The sequence below is a fragment of the Candidatus Cloacimonas sp. genome (assembly GCA_039680785.1).
Taxonomy (GTDB): Bacteria; Cloacimonadota; Cloacimonadia; order Cloacimonadales; family Cloacimonadaceae; genus Cloacimonas.
The window spans coordinates 21,543-43,674 of sequence record JBDKSF010000068.1 but is presented as its reverse complement, the minus strand read 5'-3'; the positions used below and the strand labels follow the sequence as shown (position 1 = coordinate 43,674).

At 38.8% G+C, this 22,132-nt stretch carries 19 protein-coding genes and 1 pseudogene; all 20 read right to left on the bottom strand.

Annotation, left to right across the window (positions count from 1 at the left end; all coding sequences use genetic code 11):
• Nucleotides 1-7: 7 nt before the first annotated feature.
• Complete coding sequence (locus ABFC98_04430) at nt 8-1,474, bottom strand: T9SS type A sorting domain-containing protein (GenBank protein ID MEN6445275.1); 1,467 nt, start codon at nt 1,472-1,474, stop codon at nt 8-10.
• 365 nt (nt 1,475-1,839) lie between these two features.
• Entirely contained in the window at nt 1,840-2,820 is a 981-nt protein-coding gene (locus ABFC98_04425; protein ID MEN6445274.1) for a hypothetical protein, read from the bottom strand.
• Nucleotides 2,821-2,928: 108 nt separating this feature from the next.
• The gene (locus tag ABFC98_04420; protein ID MEN6445273.1) at nt 2,929-3,732 is read right to left on the bottom strand and encodes a hypothetical protein; all 804 of its coding nucleotides are present in this window, start codon (nt 3,730-3,732) and stop codon (nt 2,929-2,931) included.
• 2 nt (nt 3,733-3,734) lie between these two features.
• Nucleotides 3,735-4,220: a TIR domain-containing protein gene (locus ABFC98_04415; GenBank protein ID MEN6445272.1), complete on the bottom strand. Its 486-nt coding sequence runs from the start codon at nt 4,218-4,220 to the stop codon at nt 3,735-3,737.
• 24 nt (nt 4,221-4,244) lie between these two features.
• On the bottom strand, nt 4,245-4,682 hold the full coding sequence (locus ABFC98_04410; protein MEN6445271.1) for a hypothetical protein: 438 nt from the start codon (nt 4,680-4,682) through the stop codon (nt 4,245-4,247).
• 33 nt (nt 4,683-4,715) lie between these two features.
• Nucleotides 4,716-5,651, bottom strand: a complete 936-nt coding sequence (locus ABFC98_04405) for a hypothetical protein (protein ID MEN6445270.1) — start codon at nt 5,649-5,651, stop codon at nt 4,716-4,718.
• A 462-nt stretch (nt 5,652-6,113) separates the two neighbouring features.
• Nucleotides 6,114-6,548, bottom strand: a complete 435-nt coding sequence (locus ABFC98_04400; GenBank protein MEN6445269.1) for a hypothetical protein — start codon at nt 6,546-6,548, stop codon at nt 6,114-6,116.
• A 63-nt stretch (nt 6,549-6,611) separates the two neighbouring features.
• Complete coding sequence (gene mnmE, locus ABFC98_04395; protein ID MEN6445268.1) at nt 6,612-7,985, bottom strand: tRNA uridine-5-carboxymethylaminomethyl(34) synthesis GTPase MnmE; 1,374 nt, start codon at nt 7,983-7,985, stop codon at nt 6,612-6,614.
• Nucleotides 7,978-9,846, bottom strand: coding sequence for a 1-deoxy-D-xylulose-5-phosphate synthase (gene dxs, locus ABFC98_04390; GenBank protein MEN6445267.1), 1,869 nt, complete (start codon nt 9,844-9,846; stop codon nt 7,978-7,980). The genes mnmE and dxs overlap by 8 nt, the downstream gene beginning before the upstream one ends.
• A gap of 16 nt (nt 9,847-9,862) precedes the next feature.
• On the bottom strand, nt 9,863-11,782 hold the full coding sequence (locus ABFC98_04385; GenBank protein ID MEN6445266.1) for a BatA domain-containing protein: 1,920 nt from the start codon (nt 11,780-11,782) through the stop codon (nt 9,863-9,865).
• On the bottom strand, nt 11,783-12,832 hold the full coding sequence (locus tag ABFC98_04380; GenBank protein ID MEN6445265.1) for a hypothetical protein: 1,050 nt from the start codon (nt 12,830-12,832) through the stop codon (nt 11,783-11,785). It abuts the gene before it with no gap.
• Nucleotides 12,833-12,852: 20 nt separating this feature from the next.
• The gene (locus ABFC98_04375; GenBank protein MEN6445264.1) at nt 12,853-13,788 is read right to left on the bottom strand and encodes a phosphatase PAP2 family protein; all 936 of its coding nucleotides are present in this window, start codon (nt 13,786-13,788) and stop codon (nt 12,853-12,855) included.
• Nucleotides 13,789-13,798: 10 nt separating this feature from the next.
• Nucleotides 13,799-14,926: a GNAT family N-acetyltransferase gene (locus tag ABFC98_04370; GenBank protein ID MEN6445263.1), complete on the bottom strand. Its 1,128-nt coding sequence runs from the start codon at nt 14,924-14,926 to the stop codon at nt 13,799-13,801.
• A gap of 21 nt (nt 14,927-14,947) precedes the next feature.
• Nucleotides 14,948-15,592: a glycerol-3-phosphate acyltransferase gene (locus tag ABFC98_04365; GenBank protein MEN6445262.1), complete on the bottom strand. Its 645-nt coding sequence runs from the start codon at nt 15,590-15,592 to the stop codon at nt 14,948-14,950.
• On the bottom strand, nt 15,589-16,290 hold the full coding sequence (locus ABFC98_04360; GenBank protein MEN6445261.1) for a YggS family pyridoxal phosphate-dependent enzyme: 702 nt from the start codon (nt 16,288-16,290) through the stop codon (nt 15,589-15,591). Before ABFC98_04360 ends, ABFC98_04365 begins: the two co-directional genes overlap by 4 nt.
• Nucleotides 16,287-19,907, bottom strand: a complete 3,621-nt coding sequence (locus ABFC98_04355) for a C25 family cysteine peptidase (GenBank protein MEN6445260.1) — start codon at nt 19,905-19,907, stop codon at nt 16,287-16,289. The genes ABFC98_04360 and ABFC98_04355 overlap by 4 nt, the downstream gene beginning before the upstream one ends.
• 210 nt (nt 19,908-20,117) lie before the next feature.
• Nucleotides 20,118-20,783, bottom strand: coding sequence for a tRNA (adenosine(37)-N6)-threonylcarbamoyltransferase complex dimerization subunit type 1 TsaB (gene tsaB / locus ABFC98_04350; protein MEN6445259.1), 666 nt, complete (start codon nt 20,781-20,783; stop codon nt 20,118-20,120).
• The gene (locus ABFC98_04345) at nt 20,780-21,232 is read right to left on the bottom strand and encodes a ferritin family protein (GenBank protein ID MEN6445258.1); all 453 of its coding nucleotides are present in this window, start codon (nt 21,230-21,232) and stop codon (nt 20,780-20,782) included. The genes tsaB and ABFC98_04345 overlap by 4 nt, the downstream gene beginning before the upstream one ends.
• A gap of 141 nt (nt 21,233-21,373) precedes the next feature.
• Nucleotides 21,374-21,514, bottom strand: a pseudogene (locus tag ABFC98_04340) (rubredoxin).
• 20 nt (nt 21,515-21,534) lie between these two features.
• Complete coding sequence (gene rbr, locus ABFC98_04335) at nt 21,535-22,125, bottom strand: rubrerythrin (GenBank protein MEN6445257.1); 591 nt, start codon at nt 22,123-22,125, stop codon at nt 21,535-21,537.
• Between the last annotated feature and the right edge of the window lie 7 nt (nt 22,126-22,132).

Here is a 22,132-nt window from a genome sequence, read left to right as displayed (position 1 = left end):
TCTTCTTTTACTTTACCACCACAAATTTTTGCTTAAGAGTTTGAGAGCCGTTTTCCACTTTCATAAAGTAAACTCCCGAACCCAGTTGATTTCTATTTAAACTTACACTATATTTGCCATTTTCCGCTTTGGGATTATGCAGTTGCACTACTTTTTGTCCTTTGACATTATAAATCTCTATATTTATCGGTTTGGCACTCAAGCCCTTCAGGTTTATCATCACCGGAAATGAATACACTGGATTTGGCAGAGAGCAAGAAAGTTTTGTCGGCACAATGTTTTCATCTTGATTGGCAACTAAATGAAATTCACTTTGAACTATATCAAAACCGTTATCGCTAAACCTCCAAGTAATGTAAGGAATATTCACATCCGGTAATTGCACAGTGTAAGTGACGCCCAAAGCATAATCCACACCTGTAGGCACAAATTGCAAAATTGTTCCATCGGGTAATTCGGTTTCCGCCAACAAAGGAAAATCATCATCCGCATCCAAATAATCTATCTGAATAAGTTCAGTGAAAGGATCATAACTGTTAAAAGTGCAAACGGGAGCGGTATTTTGGCTAACCTGATAATTATTGTCTTGAAAAATTATGTAGGCAGGAGTGCTATAATCGCCCAGTCCTATTTGGGGTTGAAGATTTGCCAGGTCAATATCAACCTTCAGCGTAAGCCCCAACATCAATAAAGCGTCCGGCAAAGAGCCGAAATCAGGATCGGCAGTTAAATCACTGATATTGCAAGCAAGATTTAATGCCCCTCCGGAAACCTGACTTTGCACATTGCCCAACCGCGTAAAAACCGGCATCTGAGTTGCTGAATCATAACCCACTTTATACAATCCACTGGAAACTACGCCGGGAATATTAAAACTATAGATCATTGCATAGCCAACACTATCCATCAGCGAACTAACATTGCCCAAAACACCCAGGTAAACATTATAACTGGTTAAGGAATTCATTATCGGAAAATTCCCGCTGAGGTTCTGCATTGAAAAATATATTTTGTCTGAGCTGATCGCCGTATAGGACTCTCGCAAATCCAGATTTTGAGAATATACCGTTACACTGTCTCCTTCCGCATCCGTAGCTATGTAAGCCATTTTATTTAGTTGCGGAGGAAATGTATCACTATCCCAATAGGCAGATTGCATCATTGCAATGCTTTCACCCATCTCTTCAATGCTGTAATGAAGACGGTATCGCAATTTTTGACCGAAAGTATAAGGTGCCAACGCTTCTTTTTCTCCGGTGGAAATATCTTGAATAGGGGAATTCTGCCAAGGTGCATCATTTGCACTATACAAAAAATCCGGATTTAATGTCCCACCGCTTAAATCCTCCCAACGCAAATGAATATTTCCATTTTCATCTCTGGAACTATGCCGAATGTTTCCAAACGGAATTTCGTATTGAGCCATAAGTAACGCGGTTATGCCAACCAAAATAACTGTTAAGATCTGTTTCATTGCTTTCTCGCTTTTTTGATACTTACTAATATCAAATTTTTCTGGTTACAACTTATTTTCTTTGGGAATCCACCTGCTTACCGAATTCTTTTTGGCAAAGGCACGGAAGCATTTATCCCCAATGTATCCAAACAAGATAAATCATTTATAATATAATACTCTAAAGCCCTGTGGATGTCAAGCTTTTTCTGCAAGGCAACAATCCCAAGGATGAGTTTAGGATAAAGTATCAGCGAAAATTGAAAATATATTACTGAAAAGGGAAAGGAAGTATCACCGAATATTGCAATAATAGATCGTCATAATGTCAGATTATAAAAACATATAGCAGACAACAGGTGACATTCCTACATATCGGAATCATTCTATGATTTCAATTTCTTATACTGGTCTATGGCAGTAAAGTACATAGCACCAATATCATCATTAGCCAATGTATCCAGATTATTATAGATACTTTCAAAAATCGCATCCTCGTAATATTCTTCACCTAACTCATATTGATATCTATTTGATAGGATCTTTAGGTTGATGTGTTTTGCCAGATTCTCAAAAGCAATATAGGGGATGCGAAAATTATCATCTGCTATGTCAGCTTTATCTAAAGTGTGAGGTTTTAGGATGTGGGTTCCAATCTCATGCGAGATAAAATGATCAAAGTATTCCTTAGGGCAGTATTCTGTAATAGCCGGGAAGATATTTACACCATAATGCAATGAATTTGCGCATGGTCCAAACTGAAGAGAGGGAACTATAATCAGCTGATATTGCTCGGCAAGCAGATCAAAACCTGTAGCTACTTCCCATTTACTAACTATGTCATTCACGGAGAATGTCTCATTTATGTAATCAAATGTTCTATTTATAATTACTTTATCGTGGCTCCAGATCAAGTGCAAATATTTCAGGTAATATGTTTTATATATAGTGCTTAGATGCTTGATTTTAAAGAGTACTTCTTCCTGATTTAATGATTTAATAGTCAGTAAAAAGGAAGCATTAAATTCTTGCATTCGTTTAATATGGTCACCATATTCCTCAATTAAAGGTGATGGACTACCTACATCATAACAGTGTTCTAAACAGGAAAAATATTCCATAATGCCGGCACTATTTTCTTTGAATATATAAGCTGGAAGGAAGTAAAATATCTCTGTTAATGAGGATACCGAGCCATCTCCAAATCTCAAGTTATCGGCACAAGATTGCATATAAACTTGATCTTCTTCCGAGAGCATTTCGTTCTTACGCTCTTTATCTTCAATTTCCCAGTTTATGCCACAAATTGCTTGAACATAAGTTAGATAATTAACAGCGGGACTTACTATTGGTATAACTTTTTTCATCTATTCTCCTTATCAGAAATGAACCAAATTGGTGTCTTAGAAATCCATACTCTGTTTCCACTGTTTCATTGGAAATACCGGACTTCAAAGTTAATATAATCTCTGTTTTTAACTACATGGATATCTACACACTTTAGGAGCACTTCTCTTTTTAATAGGATTAATAGGATGTCTTTTATACAAATCATCAAGAGCATTTAATTTAGTACTCTTACAGTGGTTTCCCCAAACAACCAAATCACTTTCTGATATTGTAACCAAATTTGACAAATCAATATAGTATTCCATTTTTAATCGAGCTTCTTTTGGTATTGACCTATAGGCTAATAAACTCTTGCGTTTATGTCTTGTTGGAAATCGTTTTCTTATGTACTTGCTGATAGTTAATTCATGATATATCCAAGGAGAGCAAGTCTTATCTTCAATGTCACTTACTGACAGTGAACTTGGCGTATTTAAAAAAAATAAACATTCTGCGCTATCAATCATTATCGTTAAAGCACTAGCAAGCATCATATGCACATGGCTAGTAGAAAAGTTTCTGCTTTCATAACTGTTCGAATTGTAACCCTTTTTACAAAATTGCTCATCAATTATCTTCTGTAAGTCATTTGAATATCCCCAAACACAAGAGTCCACGAATGATGTTAGGCGGAAACGACACCATAACCATCCAGCCAATGTAAGAGCAATGTTTTCATCACTATGGGCATGAGAAATAAAAACATCTGCGTCGATTGTTGGGAACCAAGAGTTCTGAATATTTGTTCCATCGATCTTACCATTATTAGGAATGAAATTGTGTAACTTATCAGAAATTGCATTCTTGTTTTCAACCATTTTCTCATATCCTTTATTATAGTATTTTTCATCTTCTATCTCGATATTCTTAACATTAAATCCCCTATACATATCTACTCCTTCCTACTCTCAATTGCTTCTTCAACCCATTTCTCAAGATTTTTAGCTATATCGTTGTAAGCATCATCAGATTTTGGGTTATAGCATTTTACCTTAGTTGATAGCTTAGTACCATCTTGTAAAGTAAATTGTTCGAAAGGATTATCACCTTTATTACATTTACCGTTTCTCGGACACCGAATGTTATGAATGTAAATTCCAAGTAATCCCTTACCATCTTCCCAAGCTTTCTTTATTTCATATTGAACCCACTCACGGTCAGCTGTTTCTTCGCCAACCAATACAATGACACAAGATCGATAACTCATATTGACATTGATCCATTTCTTAATAGAATCTTTCCCTTTTCTCCTAATCTCCTCCCATTCATTTTCTGATACCGGCTTATTATCTTCAATTGCCCCAATGTTTCTTATTTGTTGAACCCTCATAACATCGTTCTTGAAATGAAAGCTGTAGAAAACTTGTCTCTTTGGCATTTGAACCTCCTTATTTATTTTATGTTAATTACACAAAAACAGAACAACGATTATAACCAAAATAGGTGGATAAAAGAATAAAGTGGAAAATGATCTCATTCCATACAAAATGAACTGTAAGTGAATAAGAAAATTACGCTTGGTCTTGATGCTGTAGATATCTTCTATTACAAGCTTGTTTTCATTCATTTTTTTCACGAATTCTTTATGAAGACATCTAAAATGGCTTTCAAGACCCACATAAAACGAGTCTAAGGCGAAGAAAAGAACTACAATTATGATGCCAAGCAATATGGGAAATCCATCATTGTAAAACAAAGCTATTATACCTGTAACGATTGTTAATGCCCATGTTTTACAAGCTGCGCTGTTTCCAGCCATTCTATTGATGATATCCTGCAAAATCTCTATGTGTTTAATAACTGCAGGAGATTCATAGATTTCTAACTCTTGTTTAGTCATCAATTCTCCTCAAAGGGTTTATAACATATTAAGTTAAGTATTTAGACCAGTATTAGTTATCCTCTTTACAAGTTCGGTCTTAAAGTCACTTACATCAATCCAATGAATGAATTTGTAATGATTAATATCGAAATGAATATACCCTTTATCGCTTTCCCGACAGCAATAAATTACTGGCAAACCTCTACCGATAGCATAACCAGTTTCAAAATAGACACCTGGTCTATTATCTGTATAATCCGCTATTAAAAATCTGCTTTGGTTTATCCTACTTAATACATTTGATATTATCTCGTCATTAAAATCAACAAGGTCTATTCTGATAGGGATCAATCCGCATTGTTCAACTGCTTTCGCAATTCCTTGATGATAGATTTCGTCTAATTTATTGTTAAACGACATTGCCACAAACACTTGTTTAGATTCTGGTCTAACTTTACGAAGCTGGATTATTCTATCCCATCCCTTGACTTTTAGTGTAAACACATAATTATTCTGTTCTGAATGATACTGATCAATGTACTCCAATTCCTGAGCCATTTCAAGTAATGCTTGCATATCGTTGTCATCGTGCACATACAATAATGGAATATCGATTTTTGGAACTGTTATACCTACATTGAACCTGGTAGCTTTTTTCCCACAATAAAGCATAAGAAGATCGAGAACTTCCAATGGATCGGAAGGAATTTGAATACTACCCTTAATCTTTTCGTAGTTTTCATACTTTAAATCAATCTCATCTGCTGCCATAGATGATAGATGTCTTAAGGCAATACTCATGTCCATGTCTGGCTCATTTTTCTGCTGTCTCTCACTCAACATATCAAGTAATACATGATTTGTTATCTTGAAGTTACCGCAGTATGCACATACAACATGAACTATGTTTCCATAATCGCTTGTTCTTAGGTTTTCACTTAACTCTCTATGGCATATTGGACAGATGTTTTGTTGCAAATCCATCATCTTCCTCAACAGTTCAGACTATGAATGGAATTTTACCGATTGCTCTATCAGGCTTAGTGTGTGTGATAAATGAGATTCATCTTTCATAATAAATCATTATCCTCGCATAGTTGTTTTTCTTATATTTTTAGTGCTTCAGTTCTGTCAAGTACAAAATTTTTCTCATCTGGGTGGTAAAGGTAAAAAATATCCTTCTTTGCTATCCTTTCCAATCATCTGCAGATATTTGTTAGCCGAGATTGGAGAAATAGCAAGTAGAGGTCTCTTGTATTCAATTCTGATAGGATAATTTGTTCAGGATTTTAATTATTTCTCCCCATCAGCCAAAAATCATAGAGAGAATGCCATTGTTCCTAATTATTCAATGGTTTTGCTGTGATAAGATAGAATCAGTTAATTATTTGTTACACAGTGCACTCTCTTACGATCAAGTAACGCTGCCGTAACACTGCCGTTGTTTCGTTACGGAAATGTTACTGCTATGTCAATGCAGCATAAAGGGAAGATGCCTGGGCAGTAGAAGAGCATTTTTGGGTAGGTTGTAATTAGTTCTTGCTGTGAATATGGGGAAATTGTAGCAGAAGAAGAAATAATTCTTGCTGTGGATACACGGAAATTGTAGTAGAAAGGGTCTGACAGGCAAACGGCATCAAAGCGAGGGGCATTAGATAAATCGGTAAGCGATAAATAAAAAAATGGATGGCAAAACGATAAAGGGGCAGTAAGCAGAGTATGAAGTGGCAGCGTTTTTAGCGTATGCAATCCGTTTAAAAAAGGTATGGAAACAGTAAGCAGAGTATGCAGTGGCAGCGTATTGGGCGTATGCAATCCGTTTAAAAAAGGTATGGAAACAGCAATCAAGGTATGCTGTGGCAGCGAGTTAGTTAATTTAGTCACTTGCCGTAACTAAGGAGAAGTTACATTCTGAGGCAATGAAGATAATTGCTATTTTGCCGTGGCTTATTTTCCAATGCAGAATTCACTGAATATTTTGTTTAGGAGGTCGTCGGTGGTAATGATGCCCAAAATTTCTTCTAATGCATTGCTGGCGGAAATCAATTCAAAGGCAATGAATTCAAAACCTTGGTTTTCCACCAGGCATTGTTCGGCTTGATGCAAGGATTGCAAGCAGTTAGCTAAGGCAATCAGATGTCTGTTATTGATAAGGATGGGTTTATCTGGCAAGTCGTCGCTAAGCAGCAAGCGCTGGGAAATTGTTTCAGTGAGGTCTTTCAAACCATTTTCCGTAACTACGCTACAATAGACACCGCCGGCGATTGGGGGCAAATTTTCTTTTTGGAGGTCTGCTTTACTAAATACGACCAGGGTTTTGGCAAAAAGTTCAGGCGCAAGGGAGGAATTGGAGAGTAAAGTGGAAATGGGTTGTGCAAGTTTTACTGCGGCGGTTGTTTCCACTAAATATAAAAGGAGGTCGGATTCCTGCATTAATTCGTAACTTTTGGCAATACCCATTTTTTCGATGTCATCCGGCGATTCGCGCAGGCCTGCAGTATCATAAATAACTATGGGAAAGCCATTTATGGATAGATACTCTTCCAGATAATCTCGGGTGGTTCCCGGATGGGGAGTAACGATTGCCCGGTTCTGTTGCAGCAAAGCATTAAAAAGTGATGACTTACCTACATTGGGTGCACCGGTTAAACAGATCTTTATGCCGGTGCGGAGTTTTTTTCCCTGCTCACCTGTGCTGATAAGTTCCTCTGCCTTTTGGATAATATCAATCAGTTCTTGATGCATCAAATCAAAATCGGGAAGTGGCAAATCCTGGTCGGCAAAATCAATGGCAAGTTCAAAATGGATACGAAGTTCCGTTATCCGATTCAGCAATTCCTGCAAATATTGGCTAAGTGAGCCCTTAAGTTGCCTGAAGGAGGCCTTTTCAGCTTTGGATGTTTGGGCTTGAATAAGATCGTTAACTGCCTCGGCTTGGCTCAAATCCATTTTTCCGTTTAAAAAAGCGCGCAAAGTAAATTCCCCCGGTTTTGCCAAACGGCAGGAAAGCATCAGGGTCTGCAAAATGCTATTCACAAGGTTGGGATTTCCGTGACAAGATATTTCCACAACATCTTCTCCCGTATAACTATGAGGTTCTCTAAAAACAGAAAGCAGAACTTCATCTATAGCTTCTCCCGCGGCAGAATGAAAAGTGCCCAGAATCAGCCGATGAGAAGATAAAGATAGCAGTTCTTTGCTCTTGGAAAAGTGCTTGGCTACAAGTTCAATGCAACCTAAACCACTAAGACGAATTATTGCCAGAGCGGAAAATCCGGCGGGAGTGGCAGGCGCACAAATAATTTCGAACACATTATTCATTGATGATCTGCGTTATTTTGTCATACAGCTTTTGTGGAGTAAAACCGATCTCATCCAATAATTCAGAAATTTTGCCGTGCGCAATGAAGTAGTCAGGATAGCCAAAATTGATTACCTTAACCGAATAAAGAGAAAGCAGTTGGCTTATTCTGGAGCCCATTCCTCCGATGATGGCATTGCTTTCTAAAGTGAAGATATAGTTGCAATTAGCTGCCAAATTTTCAAGCGTTTGGGCATCCAAGGGTTTAACAGCCAATAATTGCACTAATTGGGATTGGATATTATTCTGTGCCAATAAGTTATGAACTTCTTCAGCGATAAAAAAAGCATCTCCACAAGCAACCAAGGCAATGTTACCTTCATCAGAATGAATTTTAGCGGAAAAAGGATCAAATTTCATTGGTTCTTGATGTTCCTTAGAATGAACTACCCCTCCTCTCGGATATCTGATAGCCACAGGATTTGCTTGATAATCCGCAGCCCAAGCAAGCATCGCGGAAAGTTCTTCAGCCGTGGAAGGAGTTAAAATGACTAAATTGGGAATGAAATTTAAATAAGATATGTCAAAAGCACCCTGATGCGTGGCTCCGTCTTCGCCTACAAGTCCGGCTCTGTCAATACAAAAAACCACTGGCAATTTGGGAAGAGCTACATCGTGAATAACTTGGTCCAGAGCTCTTTGCAGAAAAGTGGAATAGATTGCTATGAAGGGCTTTAAACCTTTCGTGGACATCCCTGCCGCCAAAGTGACGGAATGCTGTTCGGCAATGCCCACATCAAAAAAGCGATCGGGAAAATTCTTTTCAAAATCCGTTAGGCCTGTACCGGCAGTCATAGCCGCGGTTATAGCTACAATTTTGGGATTCTGCTTAGCTAAATTGACCAAAGTTGAGCCCATAAATTCGCTCCAAGATTGTTTTCCACTGCTAAATTGCTTACCGGTTTTGAGGTCAAAAGGTCCTGTTCCATGAAAAAGTTCGGAATCTTTTTCCGCGGGAAGATAGCCCTTTCCTTTTTGAGTGACAATATGAATTAAAACGGGACCGACCATATAGTTCTTAACTCTTTTAATGATGCGCAAAAGCTGGTCTATGTCATTCCCGTCAATGGGCCCTACATATTTAAAGCCAAGATCTTCAAAAATGATGTTGGGCACCAAAATATTCATCATCGATTCTTCCATTTTTTGGGCGCCGTAGATGAAACCGCGCCGAAATTTGGAAGGTAAAGTGGAGCTGAAATCCCAGACCTGTTTTTTAAGAACATTATAGGACTTGCTGGCAAGCATTCTTGCCATATATTTTTGCAATCCGCCCACATTTTTGGAGATGGACATTTCGTTGTCATTAAGAATTACGATGAATTTATCTTTTTGGAGATGGCCCCCATAATTTAATGCTTCAAAACTTATTCCACCCGTTAAAGCCCCATCACCAATAATGGCAAGACAATGACCCTTTTCGCCATTTAAATCCCTGCCACAAGCAATGCCCAAAGCGGCGGAAATGGAAGTGCTGCTATGGCCTGTAGTAAAAGCATCATAAGGACTTTCTTCGCGATTGGTGAAACCGCTGATGCCTTGATATTGTCTTAAAGTGTCAAAGCGAGCGTTGCGTCCCGTTAAAATTTTCCAAGCGTAGGACTGATGCCCTACATCCCAAACGATTCTATCTACAAGTGGATCAAAAAGATAAAGCAGGGTAACGGTGAGATCCACGGTTCCTAAACTGGGAGCTAAATGACCCCCTGTCTGGGAAACGACTTCTACAATGCGAGTGCGAACTTCCTTAGCCAGGATTTTTAATTCGCTGACCGTTAATCCTTTTATTTGTTTAGGATCGGTAATATTTTCCAAAATCATTACTGTGCCTTCTTACTTATGGTTTTGCTCTGGATTCTTCCATTTTAATGATAATAATTTCCAAAATCATCAAAGCGAAAGCAATGGCAAGTAAAATTTTCCATAGGTCATAACCTAAGCGCGAAAAGAAAAGCTTTCCTTCCCAATTATTACCCAAATTCTTCACGCCTTCAGGAAGAAAAGTTCTTGCCTCAGAATCGCTGTAATCAATATTTATCGCCATTGCGTAACTGCGAGGGGTATCAGGTTCAAAAATATAAATTCCCGGTTCATTGGCTAAATAGCGTCCACTGCTGATAATTTCACCCGCGGGCAACTTTAATTTAGCAAAAGTTAGCATCGTCCCGATTTTGGCATCCGCTTCCGGAATTTCCTTTCCCGCGATGTAATCAAAAGTCCGATAAGCTAAAACGGGAAAAGCGGGATCAATATAAAAAGGGATGCCAGAACTAACTATATTCCACAACCAAAGGGATTGCTTATCTTTAATCACTGCCAAAGGAAAGTTTTGAGCCGAAATCAGCACACTGGCTTTTTTATTGGATGCCTGCCAAAAATCAGTTACGGTAGGACTTTTCAAAGCTTTGCCGGCAATAAGAGAACTGATATAGTGATGCGCATTTAAGTTATCGATGGTAACCGTTTTTTGCATTCGTTCTCTGATATCCAAGCCAAAAGTATTGTTCAGATATGATTTCCAATCGGCAGCAAGATCATTTCCCAAACAATATAATAATCCGATTTTGCGATTTTGCAAATTGGTAAAAATTTCCCTTAGGCGGGTAGTGATAGGCCCACAATTATAGACCACAAAAAGCTGATAATTATCCAAATCATTCAAAGACAGCTCATCCGGAGAAAGTATTTGATAATTGGAAGCGCTGTAAACCTTCAAAACAGTAGCCAGAATAGGAGGCAAATTGTCATTTTGCGTAATGACGCCGATTTTGGGTTTGCTGTAAAATGGGAAGGCAAAATAACAGCGATTGTCCATAATTTGGCGTTCATCGTTTATTTCTATAAAACCACTTTGCCAGCCATCGGAGCGTAAATCTACGGTCATCGTTTCCGTAATTGAACTGCGAGGAGGAATGGAAACAAATTTTTCCGCCAGTTTGATTTCGTTTACTATCGCTTTAACTAAAACATCTTTGCGTTCAGCATTGCCATAATTGGCAACCGTAAATTGGATAAGTTGTTGGTTGCGTTTATCCACAAGCTGATATAATGCATTAGCTGAGATAACTGCCAAATTCTCATAGCCAACTGTTTGAGGCAAAGGTATCAAAGCAATGGGAACACTGGAGGTCAAATTAACGGGGGGAATGCGTAAATCACTGATTAGATATATTTCTCGATTGGGCATCTGACTTTCAGATAGTTTTGTTTCTGCCGCTGTAACCATATCTTTCAGCGAAAGAGGTGTGTAAGTAGTTGTTAGCTGTTCAATCAGTGTCTCCGGTATGGTTCCGGCATAAATTTGGCTATGAATCAAGTTCCAATTTTCATCGGAACTTATGGGGATGAAACGGTCGTCGGCATTGGCTTGGGAATTTATTTTTTGTAATGCCTCCTTGGCATATTGAAGTGCGCTTTTGCCTGTTTCCGCATATTCCATACTATAGGAAGTATCAATCAAAATGGCAACTGCGGTGGGTGGATGCTTTGCGGAAGGTTTTATTTGGGGGGAATTAAACATAGGGCGTGCCACTGCCAAAACTACCAGCAAAATAATCAGCATCCTGATAATTAGCAATAAAATGTTTTTCAGTTTGCTGCGGCTTTTTTCCTGTTCTTTACTAAGCTTAATGAAACGCAGGGAAGGAAAGACGATTTTTTGCGGTTTTTTCTTTGCCAGCAACCAAATCAGCAAGGGCAAGAGAGTTGCAGCCGCAAAAAAGAGTAGTGTGGCATTTAAAAAGGAAAGCTGAAACAATTAAATACCTGCGCTGATGGAAAATAGATAGTCGCTATCGGCAAGTTTCATACCAGAATTCGTCAGCGAAAAATCAAAGCGTAAATTTTTATAATAATAACCGCCGCCAAGCGTGTAGTTTATGTTATCGGTTCCGTAAAAATCGTGGCTGTAAACTCCAAATCTGAGATCAAGGGAATTACGATTTTTCGTAGTGGTGGCACTGGTGCTTTGGGAGAAATTCCAGCTGTAGTCATAGCCAAAGTGAATGGTACTTTCAGGTTCTTTTGCCATTTTACCTTGCATTCCGATGTAATAATGGCTGTTTTCACCTTCAAAACCAACTCCCAAAGCAGCTCTTCTTTGAATTGATTCCCCATCATAATTTTCCCACCAAAGCATAGAAAGCAGATCATAAAAGGAAGCGGCATAAATAACATTACCTATTTTGTAAGTAAAACCAAGGTCGCCGGAAGCGCCTCTAACTTTATCGTCAATAAATCCATCTCGAATTAGGTTGTTGCCGACCTTATGCTCTTTCAGATACACTAACCGTCCTGTAAGATATTTAACATTTAAGCCGGCTCCGAATTTGGGATATCTTTCGTCTCTGCCGCCCCAAGAAAATTGCACTTTATCCAACTGGTAGTCATAATATTCACTATTCATTCCGTCATTGGAAAACTGACTGATATGCACTGCAGAAACAGGTTGATAACTGAAAGAGACGGGACCCGTATTGAGAACGAAGTATTTGAATTGTTTATCTTTTAAAGTGTTGCTAAACTGAAGAGCTTCGTAGAAATCAAGATCTTCCTGATTTTTTAAGCGGAAGGAGACGGATAATGCTCCCACAGTGTTATCTGCCATCAAAGCAGGATTGCCATAAGCGCAAAAAGGGTCATCGGCATTAGTTAAATTGAGACCTCCGGAACCCATCGCGAAAGGGGAAACATTATTTTCGGGCAGAGCATAATCATAAGAAGTTACAGGTAAAGGCGTTACCTGTTGAGCAAGAAGGAGGCAAGAAGGTAGGATAAGCAAGATTATATAAATTGGGAATTTAGCCATTTTTTATTTCCTTATATGGTTTAGGCATAACCTTTTTTCAGCAGAAATGAGCGCATATAATTTGCCAAATAATATCCTGCAATACCTGTTATAACACCAAAAACGGCATCAATAAACCAATGATAATGACAAAAGACAGTGGCAATGGAGAGGAAAAAGGTTATAAAAGTGCAAATATAGCCCAGCGGACGCATAAAACGCAAGGCGGCAATAGTTAAAACAATTGCAATAGCAATATGACTGCTGGGGAAAGCACCCCCTAAGTGATTGGAAGTGCGATAAATAAATGCCATAATATGAGTAAAAGGACCGGAATGATACACCTTAGTTAATGCCATCGCTTCCGGAATGTAGCGTCCACCCATAACAGGGATGACGGAATAAATGGTATAACAGCAATAAAAGACGAAAGTGAGGTTGAAAATAACTTCCTTGAACGCCCCTTTATTGGTAAAATAGAGATATATAGGAATACCCGCTATCATTGGATAATAACAGAAATAGGCAAAATGAAACAATTCCTGAACTGCCCAGTGCGAATAGACCTTGCCCCATGTTAAAGAAGGAAGGTAACCAAAAATGAATTGGTCGATCCTCATAAAAAATGGATCCAGCCAGTCCCGAAAAATAATCCGGTTGAAAGCGTGCCCCGAAGTGTAAAAATAGCCAAATAACAGAACGGGATAGATGCTTCGGAAGAAACTTAAGGCCTTGTAGCGTTTAGTGGGATTATTTTCTGTATAATTCCAGCCGGGTTGTTTTTGCAACCAAGCCAAAAATAGCACACTGGTAAATATGCCAAGATAAACGGGAAGGTGTTTTATGGCTTCCGGGGAGCGCATAATCCCGCAAGACATATAAATAAGAATCCAGCCGCAAAAAATAAGCGTTATAAGATCAATGGCAGATAGTAAAGAGGAATTTTGGGAGTTTCTTTTCAAAGAGAAATCAGTCATTCAAAATCCGTTATTTGCGGTTTTCAATTGCTTTATCGTAAAGACGATAGGTCTTATAAATTTTGGCGCCCAGTTTTTCAGCTACATTAATCATTGGCATATTATTTTCCAGCACCCAGGAAAATTCACTGCGATAATAGCCCTTGGGCAAGCCGTTTTTAAAAGAGTGGTAATATAAAAGAGTGTCAATTCCCCGACCTTGAAATTCCTTAACTATGCCCATTGTGATCACGCGGACGGAAGTGATGTGTTTTTTGGCTTTTAACGCTTTGAGGATAGTTAGCGGATTTACTCTGCCTTGCATAACTTTTAAGACCTCGTTGAAGTTTGGCAAAGTTAAACTGAAGCCGGCAAGTTTGCCATCTACTTCTGCTATGAAAACCAAATCTGGATCGGCAATGGGCAATAATTCCGCTACCAGATTATCAAATTCTGGTTTCGTCATTGGCACATTTCCCCAATTGTATTGCCATGCCTTTGTGTATATTTCAAAAACGGTTTCAATATCTTTTTTGCGTTGTTTTTTATCGTAAGATAAGGAACGGATTTGCACATTATTGCGTTTTGAGATTACTTCCGCCATTTCCGCTATGCGTTGGGGAATGGAATGATATTCACTGATAAAAGCGTAGAGGTCCATTGTTTTGGTTAAACCGTAATTTTCATAGAGAACTGGATAATAGGGAAAGTTGTGAGGCATCATAACCATCGGTGGATATTCAAAGCCATCTACCAGTAAACCGCATTCTTGATTTACACTGAAGTTCATAGGACCCCTTAGAGAAGTAAAACCGCGGTAACGATTCCATTCATAAGCTGCCTCAAAAAGCGCATTGGCAGTTTCCTGATCGTTTAGGCACTCAAAAAAGCCAAAAAAGCCGATATTTTCGTGATGCTCTTTATTATGCTGGGTATTGGAATGAGCAGAAATTCTACCGGCAAGTTTTCCGTCTTTGAATGCCAGAAAAAGTTTCCCTTCAGAGTGTTGATAATAAGGATTCTTTTTCGGATTAAAGAGCTTTTTCTGATCGCCAATCAAAGGTGGAACCCAATTGGGCTCATTTTTATAGAGCGTAAAAGGTAACATTATGAAATCGTGCAGCTGCTTTTTACTATCTACGGGAATTACTTTTACCATCGTCAGACCTCTTTAGGGAAGCTAAAATTCTCCCAGTTTTTTCGATACGATTATATTTAAAATCCCCATCGCTATGGCATTGCCAAACAAAAGAGTGATGAAATAGGGCGGCATATAATTATGATAATTAAACAGGGTATAAAACACAATGTATAATACAACCGGTAAAATTACAATCAAATACTGGGCAAAGCGAATTTGCTTAAAACGCACGATAAGAATCCAAGCAATGAAAGCGGATATCAAAGTAGGTAAAAAGGCAAAATAGGCAAGCATACCCATATAGGTAAAAATACCGCGTCCACCTCTGAAATGATGATTATAGGGTAAACAGTGACCAATAAGCATACTAATGCCAAAAATCATCATTACATTTTCACCGTAAAGAACATTAAAGCCGGGGTAATTTATTACTTTGGTATCAATGAAGCGTAAAACAACCTCCACTATCATCAAGAATAAATACGCTTTGGCTACATCCATCGCTCCTACTAATGTTCCCAATGGTTTACTGATGTTGGTGTAAATATTTTCCGTATCAGCTAAACCTGAGCCGATTTTATATACATTCAAAGAGCGAAAACTTTTGGCAATAATCCGGGCAGTGGAAAAACAGCCGTATAGATAGCCAACTATCATAATTAAAACAGCAAATAAATAGATCATTCGCCAGCTCCGTAATTTCGCTCTCCGAAAATGGCAGTTCCTATCCGAAGCAGATTAGAGCCCTCTTCCAAAGCGATTGTATAGTCATCGCTCATTCCCATGGAGAGATATTTCATTTCCACGCCGGGAATTTCCAAGGACTTAAGTTCTTCAAACAGACATTTCATTTTGGCAAAGAGGGGGCGACTGATTTCTTTTTCTCCCAGCATACCAATCGTCATCAGACCTTTGATGTGCAAAGTGGAGAGCGCCGCTATGCGGATTATGGATTCCGCTGCTTCCGAAAACGAAAAACCGCTTTTGGACATCTCATCGCTACTATTAATCTGAATAAGGATATCCTGAGTCCGATTAGTTCTGCCTAAGGCGTAATGTAATCTTTTTGCCAGCTCCAAAGAATGCACCGAATGAATCAAAGTGGGCTTTAAATCCAGCAACTGATTTATTTTATTGCTTTGCAGATGACCGATAAAATGAAAGCTATCGTAAGGCACAGTAAGCAGAGGAAGTTTTTTTCTGGCTTCCTGCACTTTGTTTTCTCCGATATGCTTTATCCCCGCTCGCAAAGCTTCTTCCATTACTTCCACCGGATGTGTTTTGGTTACCGCAATTAAGGTTACTTCATCCGTGCGTCCTGTTCGGATAAGGGTTTCGGAGATACTTTCCTGCAGGCGTAAAATGTTTGCGGCTATATTCATTTCAGAAGCAACATCTTGTGCTGGTAAGATTTCCCCTCAGCGCTCAAACGATAGAAATATACTCCACTGGCAACTTCTCTGGAAAAATCGTCTCTTCCGTTCCAAATAATACTATGATTGCCTTCATTTTGAATGCCATCAATTAGGGTTCTTATTTTCTGACCCTTCAAATTGAAAATCTCCAGTTTGGCAATGGTATTTGCCTTAGTAGAAAAGCGGATGGTCGTTTCCGGATTAAAGGGATTGGGATAATTACCTAATAAGGCATTAACGCTGGGGACGCCCAGTTCATCGCTATTGCTTACAAAACCGGTGGAAACAAAAGAGCCCTGCCTTAAGGAACTGCCTCTATAAGTAATCCAAGGTCTTAAATCCGAAGCGGTTCTCTGCAAATTGAGCATTAACACTCCATTGGAATGTCCCATTACCATCTTGATCTGATTATTTGCATCAAAATCAACCAGCGTGGCAGGCGTGCTGCCATTATAAATATTCATAAAAGGATAACCGCTTAAACAACTGCCGTCAGCATTATATCCATAGACAGAGTTTTCGTAACTCTGAACTAATATTTCAGCTTGCGGATCATTATCCAGGTTGGCAAGCAAGGGAGGGCAATTAAAAATATCATTGATCGCAACCGGAAAGCCGGGAAGATCAGCGCCATTCTCATTTAGGGCATACAAAAATCCATTTATCGTTATGCCTACTATATCCAAGCCAATGTCATCGGCAGTTATATCTCCCAATGCAAAACCTCCCGCTATGTGTGAATTGATATTGCGCATTGCCACAATATTTCCAGAAGGAGAAATGATATAAATGTCTGTGGGGGTAGAACAAACGATCCGATTGGTATTTGTGATCGTGGGAGAGCCGGTAACCGAACCGTTTAGCTGAAGAGGAAAGCCCGGTAAAACCATTCCGCCGTTGCCTATTACATATAATAATCCGTTTAAAGAGCCAGCTACAATCTCCAGGGCACCATCAGCATTAATGTCAGCTGCGGCAAGTTCACAAGGAATGTTGCTTCCCACATTATAAGGAAAACCATTTAGCAATGCACCCGTCGAAGAAACGGCATAAATGTTTCCATCTATCCCTCCCGCAATTGTCTCCAGAGATCCATTGCCATCTATATCTGCCAAAACGGGAGAATAGAGAAGCATCGTATTTGCTTGATAATTAAATATGATATCTCCATCTAAGCGCATAGCAAAAATATTTCCGCTCCGACTGCAAAATACCAGATCTTTTTCCGTATCTCCATCCACATCGCCATAAGCAAAACTATGGTTTATAATCATTCCTTCTGGAGCTTCAATTGTCTGATACATATTGCCATCAGTTCCAATATAATAACTGTTGCCGAAAACATCCGCGTAGATAATTTCACTGCCATTTGTCGAATTCAGGTTTGCAACTACAGGAGCCGATTTACCATTGTTCATAGTTTCCCAGGGAAAACGATTGTCTATCATAGTTATCTGCAGCGATACGGTAAATCTGCGTTCACCAGTTAATTGCTGAGTTAAAGGATTTATGGAATCAATCACCAAGGTTAGATTATAAGAACCGAAACTCAAATTATCGGAAAGCTGCAGCCGGAATTTAAAATTTTCAGAACTTAAACCTCCCGGAAGAATCTGCGGAATGGAGATGTTACCTCCTACCAAATTTATCCCTTCAGGTAAATTTTCCAAACGAGCCGAGACATTAAAGGCAGTGTTCCAATTATTGGCATTGGAAATAAGAGGATGTAAACAAATAAGTTCGCCAATGCTGATGGTTCCGTTATTATCTCCTTCTTCATCGGAAAAAGTATAACCATCCAGATTCAGAAAGGGCAGAGAATTGTTAAAGGGCTTTACTTCTATGGAAGGATCACCAAAAAGAACCATTTCGTAATAACACCAGCGCATAACATCACTACTTAAGGCATTATTCAAATTTTGCAGACGAGAATAAGTTAACGCTTCTCCCAAGGCAGGATAATTCTGTTCAAATAAACCATTGAAAAACTGCCGATCATAATATTCAGAAGCGCCGTTCACATTGCCAGGACTATACCATCCGTAACGAGTATTTCCAATAAAGGAAAATAATGCACCGGAAGCAGTTACAAAATGTTCTCCGATGGATTCATTGTTTCCGGAAGTGCGTTGATCAAATGCAGCAGGATAACAACCTTGGGAATAGAGAAAACCATATTCTGTATTAGTTAAGCTTTCTACAGTTCCATTGGATTGCCCTATTAAAGTTGATTCATTAGCATGCCCCATATGATTCATAATTCCGGCACCAGCATTGATGGCATTATAAACACTCTGAGAACTGTAAGTGCCGTCTCTTTGGTATAGGGTATGCATATTATATTCGTCGGGAAGATACTGTGCTACATTATCTTTGTAATCACCTCCCCATGTTAAAGGATTGTCATTCAGCTGTTCACCTATAAAAAGAGCAAGATTGTTGCTAAAGGTATCATTATCAACATAATACTGAATCTTGCTGAACATATTGTTAAATTCGGTTTGGGTTTCGGCAGGAAATCTGCCAATGTGGATTTCCGGTATCATATCCGTGTTGTCATTTGTTTCACCCCAAATTTGGTTCTGGTTTGCATTCCAGTCACCATCGAGATTACTAAAATAGATATCGGTAGGCATTCGCAAATCTATAGTATCGCCAACTTGACCATAAGCGCCTCGTTCAGGAACGATTTCATCATCTCCGCCCAGAATTACATATTCCAATGGCTGAGAACTATTAGCCCAAGTTTGATAGGCATTGATAATAAAATTGCGGATTTTTTCCGCATTATCTGTGCCGGGATAGGCAGAAAGGATATCTTCCACCGAAAAAACTGCATTGGAAACGCCTCTATCGGAATGCCAAACGGAATAGGAAGAAAACCAGCTCAATCTGGAATTATTGGTAATGATGATCATTTGGCGGGGTGTGGAAAGATCTATATTTCTGGCTACATTAGCCACATTTCTATAATTAGGGGCAGATTGGTAGGTAGCAATATTTTCTGGATTGCAGATCAGGGAATTCAAGGCAGATTGGGTTTTGGCACTATTGGTATAAAAATTTGCCTCATATTCAGCTTCTGCATCTTCAAATTCACTATTCAAGGATATTTGAACTTGAGAACTGGCAAACAGTTTCTTCGTAATAGGATTGTATCGATATGGATATACATTGAACAAAGCAATTTGATATCCCCGATAATATTGAATGCCCAAAAATTGCCACTGTTTATCGGGATATAAGCGATTTTCCAATTTGGGGTTAACTAAGGTTTGTGTTAGATTTGGCATTGGAGCGGAAGTAGGCAAAGGAGGCATAGCAATTTCAAAAGTTATGTTTTCGGCTACTGTTTCGGCTTTAGAGATAGATACTTCTGAGCTTAGATATTTATTGCCGAAAGGTAGCAAAATATTCACTGGGACAAAAGGTAGAATCGGTTCACCCGTTGTTAAAGTAACCGGAAAAGCATCTGCTCCTTGTTTATTCTGCCAAGCATAAGGGTCTATATTAATTATTGTATCAAACGCAGAAAGATTGATTCCGACGAGGAGGACTGATATTAGTATAAGTGCTTTTTTCATAATCATATCCATTATTTTAAATTTAGTGCTTTATCATTTAAAGCAAGTAATGTTCCTTAAACATAAATTGTGTCAATTCGTCAAGTATTTTCACGCTATTATTTTCTTTACACTCTCTATAAGTTCTTATAGATAACTAATTATCTGCATTGCTTTAGGGTTTGCTTATTGGAAACAGGTAACTCAATCTTAATTAACTGCTCGTTGGAACTATAATTTTTTTATCTGTGCTTTAGCTTCTCTCAAATAGAGCGGTTCCAGCTCTTCCAGATCTTCCGGTAGATGTTTTACCGGTAAAATATTGGGCAAGGCAAAAAGTCCTGCTGCCGAGGGTATTTTCAGAATCGGATTTAGAGTATAGAAATTATATCCGGCATCGATAAATAACGGTGAGAGAATTTCTGAAGCACTTCCGCATAAAATAAAATCCTGTAGCTTAAGTTTTAGCAGCTCTTCTGGTTTGCCAATACCGGCAGGAATCAGTTCTTTTAGCTTTGCGTCATAATAAGCGTAATATACTTCCTGCATCTTAGCATCGATGGCAGCTAAAATATTTCGTCCCAATCCGCTTGCCGGCAAGGCAGCCAATTCTAAAGAAGAATAAGCATAAAGAGGAATTCCCAAAGCAAAGGCAATTCCTTTGGCGGTTGCCAGTCCGATTCTTATTCCTGTAAAGGAGCCGGGACCCTTGCATACATAGATTTCATTCAGTTCATGGCGTTGGCAATTACAAAAAGAAAAAGCATAGTCAATAGCTGGCATCAGGGTTTCGCTATGGGTTATTTTGATGTCAAAATAAGCGGAATAAACAACTCTATTTGTATCAGCCAAAGCAATGGAACCAGAATTTTGAGTGGTGTCAAGCGCAAGTTTCAATTTCCAGTTCTCAACCAATCGTCGTATAGACCTTCAAAAAAAAGTTTGTGCTGTGCTTCGTCGGCAGCCAACCGTCTAAAAAGAGTGGCAATTTCAGGATCGGGAAATTTAACGCTCATTTCGGAATAGAGCATAAAAGAATTCTCTTCTCTTTTCATTGCTCGCACGAGGATATTTTGATAATTCATATCCAAATCGGCGATATCAACACTTAAGTAATCGCTGATTTTCAAATTGGTTACTTTTTTTATATCTTCTTCTTTAACACCGTTTTGTCTGATATTTTCAATTACTTTGATATGTCCTTGTTCCATCGATTCCAGACCTTTCAGCATACTGTTCAGGTCTTTAAATCGAGCATAATTTTGCAAGTCCTGATAGAATTTTACCGCTTCTTGTTCGCGCGAAACGGCAAAATCCAGAATTTCGTCAAATTCTTGCTTTTGCACTTCAATTTCTCCAGTATTATAATTTTTAAATAACTATCACCCACATAGAGTTATATTACTAAGCTCCGCAATAGCTGCTTCTGCATTTAGATAAACTACCGGAGAGCCAAAACTCCCCGGTAGTTTTAGGAATGGATATTTCTAATCCAACGGTTCAAACATATCTTTGCCTACACCGCATTCGGGGCAAACAAAGTCATCAGGTAAATCCTAAAAAGATATATTGTCGTTTTCAGCGGGATCGTAAATCCATCCACAAGCGATACATTGATATTTTTGCATTTTTCTGCCTCCTTGCTATCTTAGTAATTTTCCACAAAAAGTTCAAAATAGCTTTGAGGGTGATTACAGGAAGGGCAAACTTTCGGCGCTTCTGTTCCTTCGTGAATATAACCGCAATTCAGGCATTTCCAGAAGACCTTTCCTTCACGCACAAAGACCTTTTGATCTTTTATATTGTTGAATAGCTTACGAAATCGTTTTTCATGCTCTCTTTCCACTTTGGCAACCATTCGCCAGGAATGAGCAATATCGCTAAAACCTTCCTCTTCGGCAACATCGGCAAAAACGGGATAGAGCTCAGTCCATTCCTCATTTTCTCCATTGGCTGCATATTCCAGATTTTTTTGAGTGCTCTCGGCAGACCAGCCAACTGGATAAGAAGCGATGATATTGAGCATTTCACCTTCCAAACCAAGTTTTTGCAAGTGTTTGAAGAATATCTTGGCATGTTCTTTTTCATTTTCCGCCGTTTCCGTAAAAATATTGGATATTTGTTCGTAGCCCTCATTTTTAGCTGTTTTAGCTGCATAAAGATATCTCATTCTCGCTTGGCTTTCTCCCGCAAAGGATTTCATTAGATTTTCAGCAGTTCGAGTGTCAATAAATGTCATTTTATCT

What these genes read in the sequence shown, in the direction of transcription:
- ABFC98_04425 (MEN6445274.1), bottom strand. Translation starts at nt 2,820, where the DNA reads ATGAAAAAAGTTATACCAATAGTAAGTCCCGCTGTTAATTATCTAACT.
- mnmE (MEN6445268.1), bottom strand. Translation starts at nt 7,985, where the DNA reads ATGAATAATGTGTTCGAAATTATTTGTGCGCCTGCCACTCCCGCCGGA.
- ABFC98_04370 (MEN6445263.1), bottom strand. Translation starts at nt 14,926, where the DNA reads ATGGTAAAAGTAATTCCCGTAGATAGTAAAAAGCAGCTGCACGATTTC.
- ABFC98_04375 (MEN6445264.1), bottom strand. Translation starts at nt 13,788, where the DNA reads ATGACTGATTTCTCTTTGAAAAGAAACTCCCAAAATTCCTCTTTACTA.
- ABFC98_04355 (MEN6445260.1), bottom strand. Translation starts at nt 19,907, where the DNA reads ATGAAAAAAGCACTTATACTAATATCAGTCCTCCTCGTCGGAATCAAT.
- dxs (MEN6445267.1), bottom strand. Translation starts at nt 9,846, where the DNA reads ATGATTTTGGAAAATATTACCGATCCTAAACAAATAAAAGGATTAACG.
- ABFC98_04365 (MEN6445262.1), bottom strand. Translation starts at nt 15,592, where the DNA reads ATGATCTATTTATTTGCTGTTTTAATTATGATAGTTGGCTATCTATAC.
- ABFC98_04415 (MEN6445272.1), bottom strand. Translation starts at nt 4,220, where the DNA reads ATGCCAAAGAGACAAGTTTTCTACAGCTTTCATTTCAAGAACGATGTT.
- ABFC98_04380 (MEN6445265.1), bottom strand. Translation starts at nt 12,832, where the DNA reads ATGGCTAAATTCCCAATTTATATAATCTTGCTTATCCTACCTTCTTGC.
- ABFC98_04430 (MEN6445275.1), bottom strand. Translation starts at nt 1,474, where the DNA reads ATGAAACAGATCTTAACAGTTATTTTGGTTGGCATAACCGCGTTACTT.
- ABFC98_04360 (MEN6445261.1), bottom strand. Translation starts at nt 16,290, where the DNA reads ATGAATATAGCCGCAAACATTTTACGCCTGCAGGAAAGTATCTCCGAA.
- rbr (MEN6445257.1), bottom strand. Translation starts at nt 22,125, where the DNA reads ATGACATTTATTGACACTCGAACTGCTGAAAATCTAATGAAATCCTTT.
- ABFC98_04405 (MEN6445270.1), bottom strand. Translation starts at nt 5,651, where the DNA reads ATGATGGATTTGCAACAAAACATCTGTCCAATATGCCATAGAGAGTTA.
- ABFC98_04420 (MEN6445273.1), bottom strand. Translation starts at nt 3,732, where the DNA reads ATGTATAGGGGATTTAATGTTAAGAATATCGAGATAGAAGATGAAAAA.
- ABFC98_04410 (MEN6445271.1), bottom strand. Translation starts at nt 4,682, where the DNA reads ATGACTAAACAAGAGTTAGAAATCTATGAATCTCCTGCAGTTATTAAA.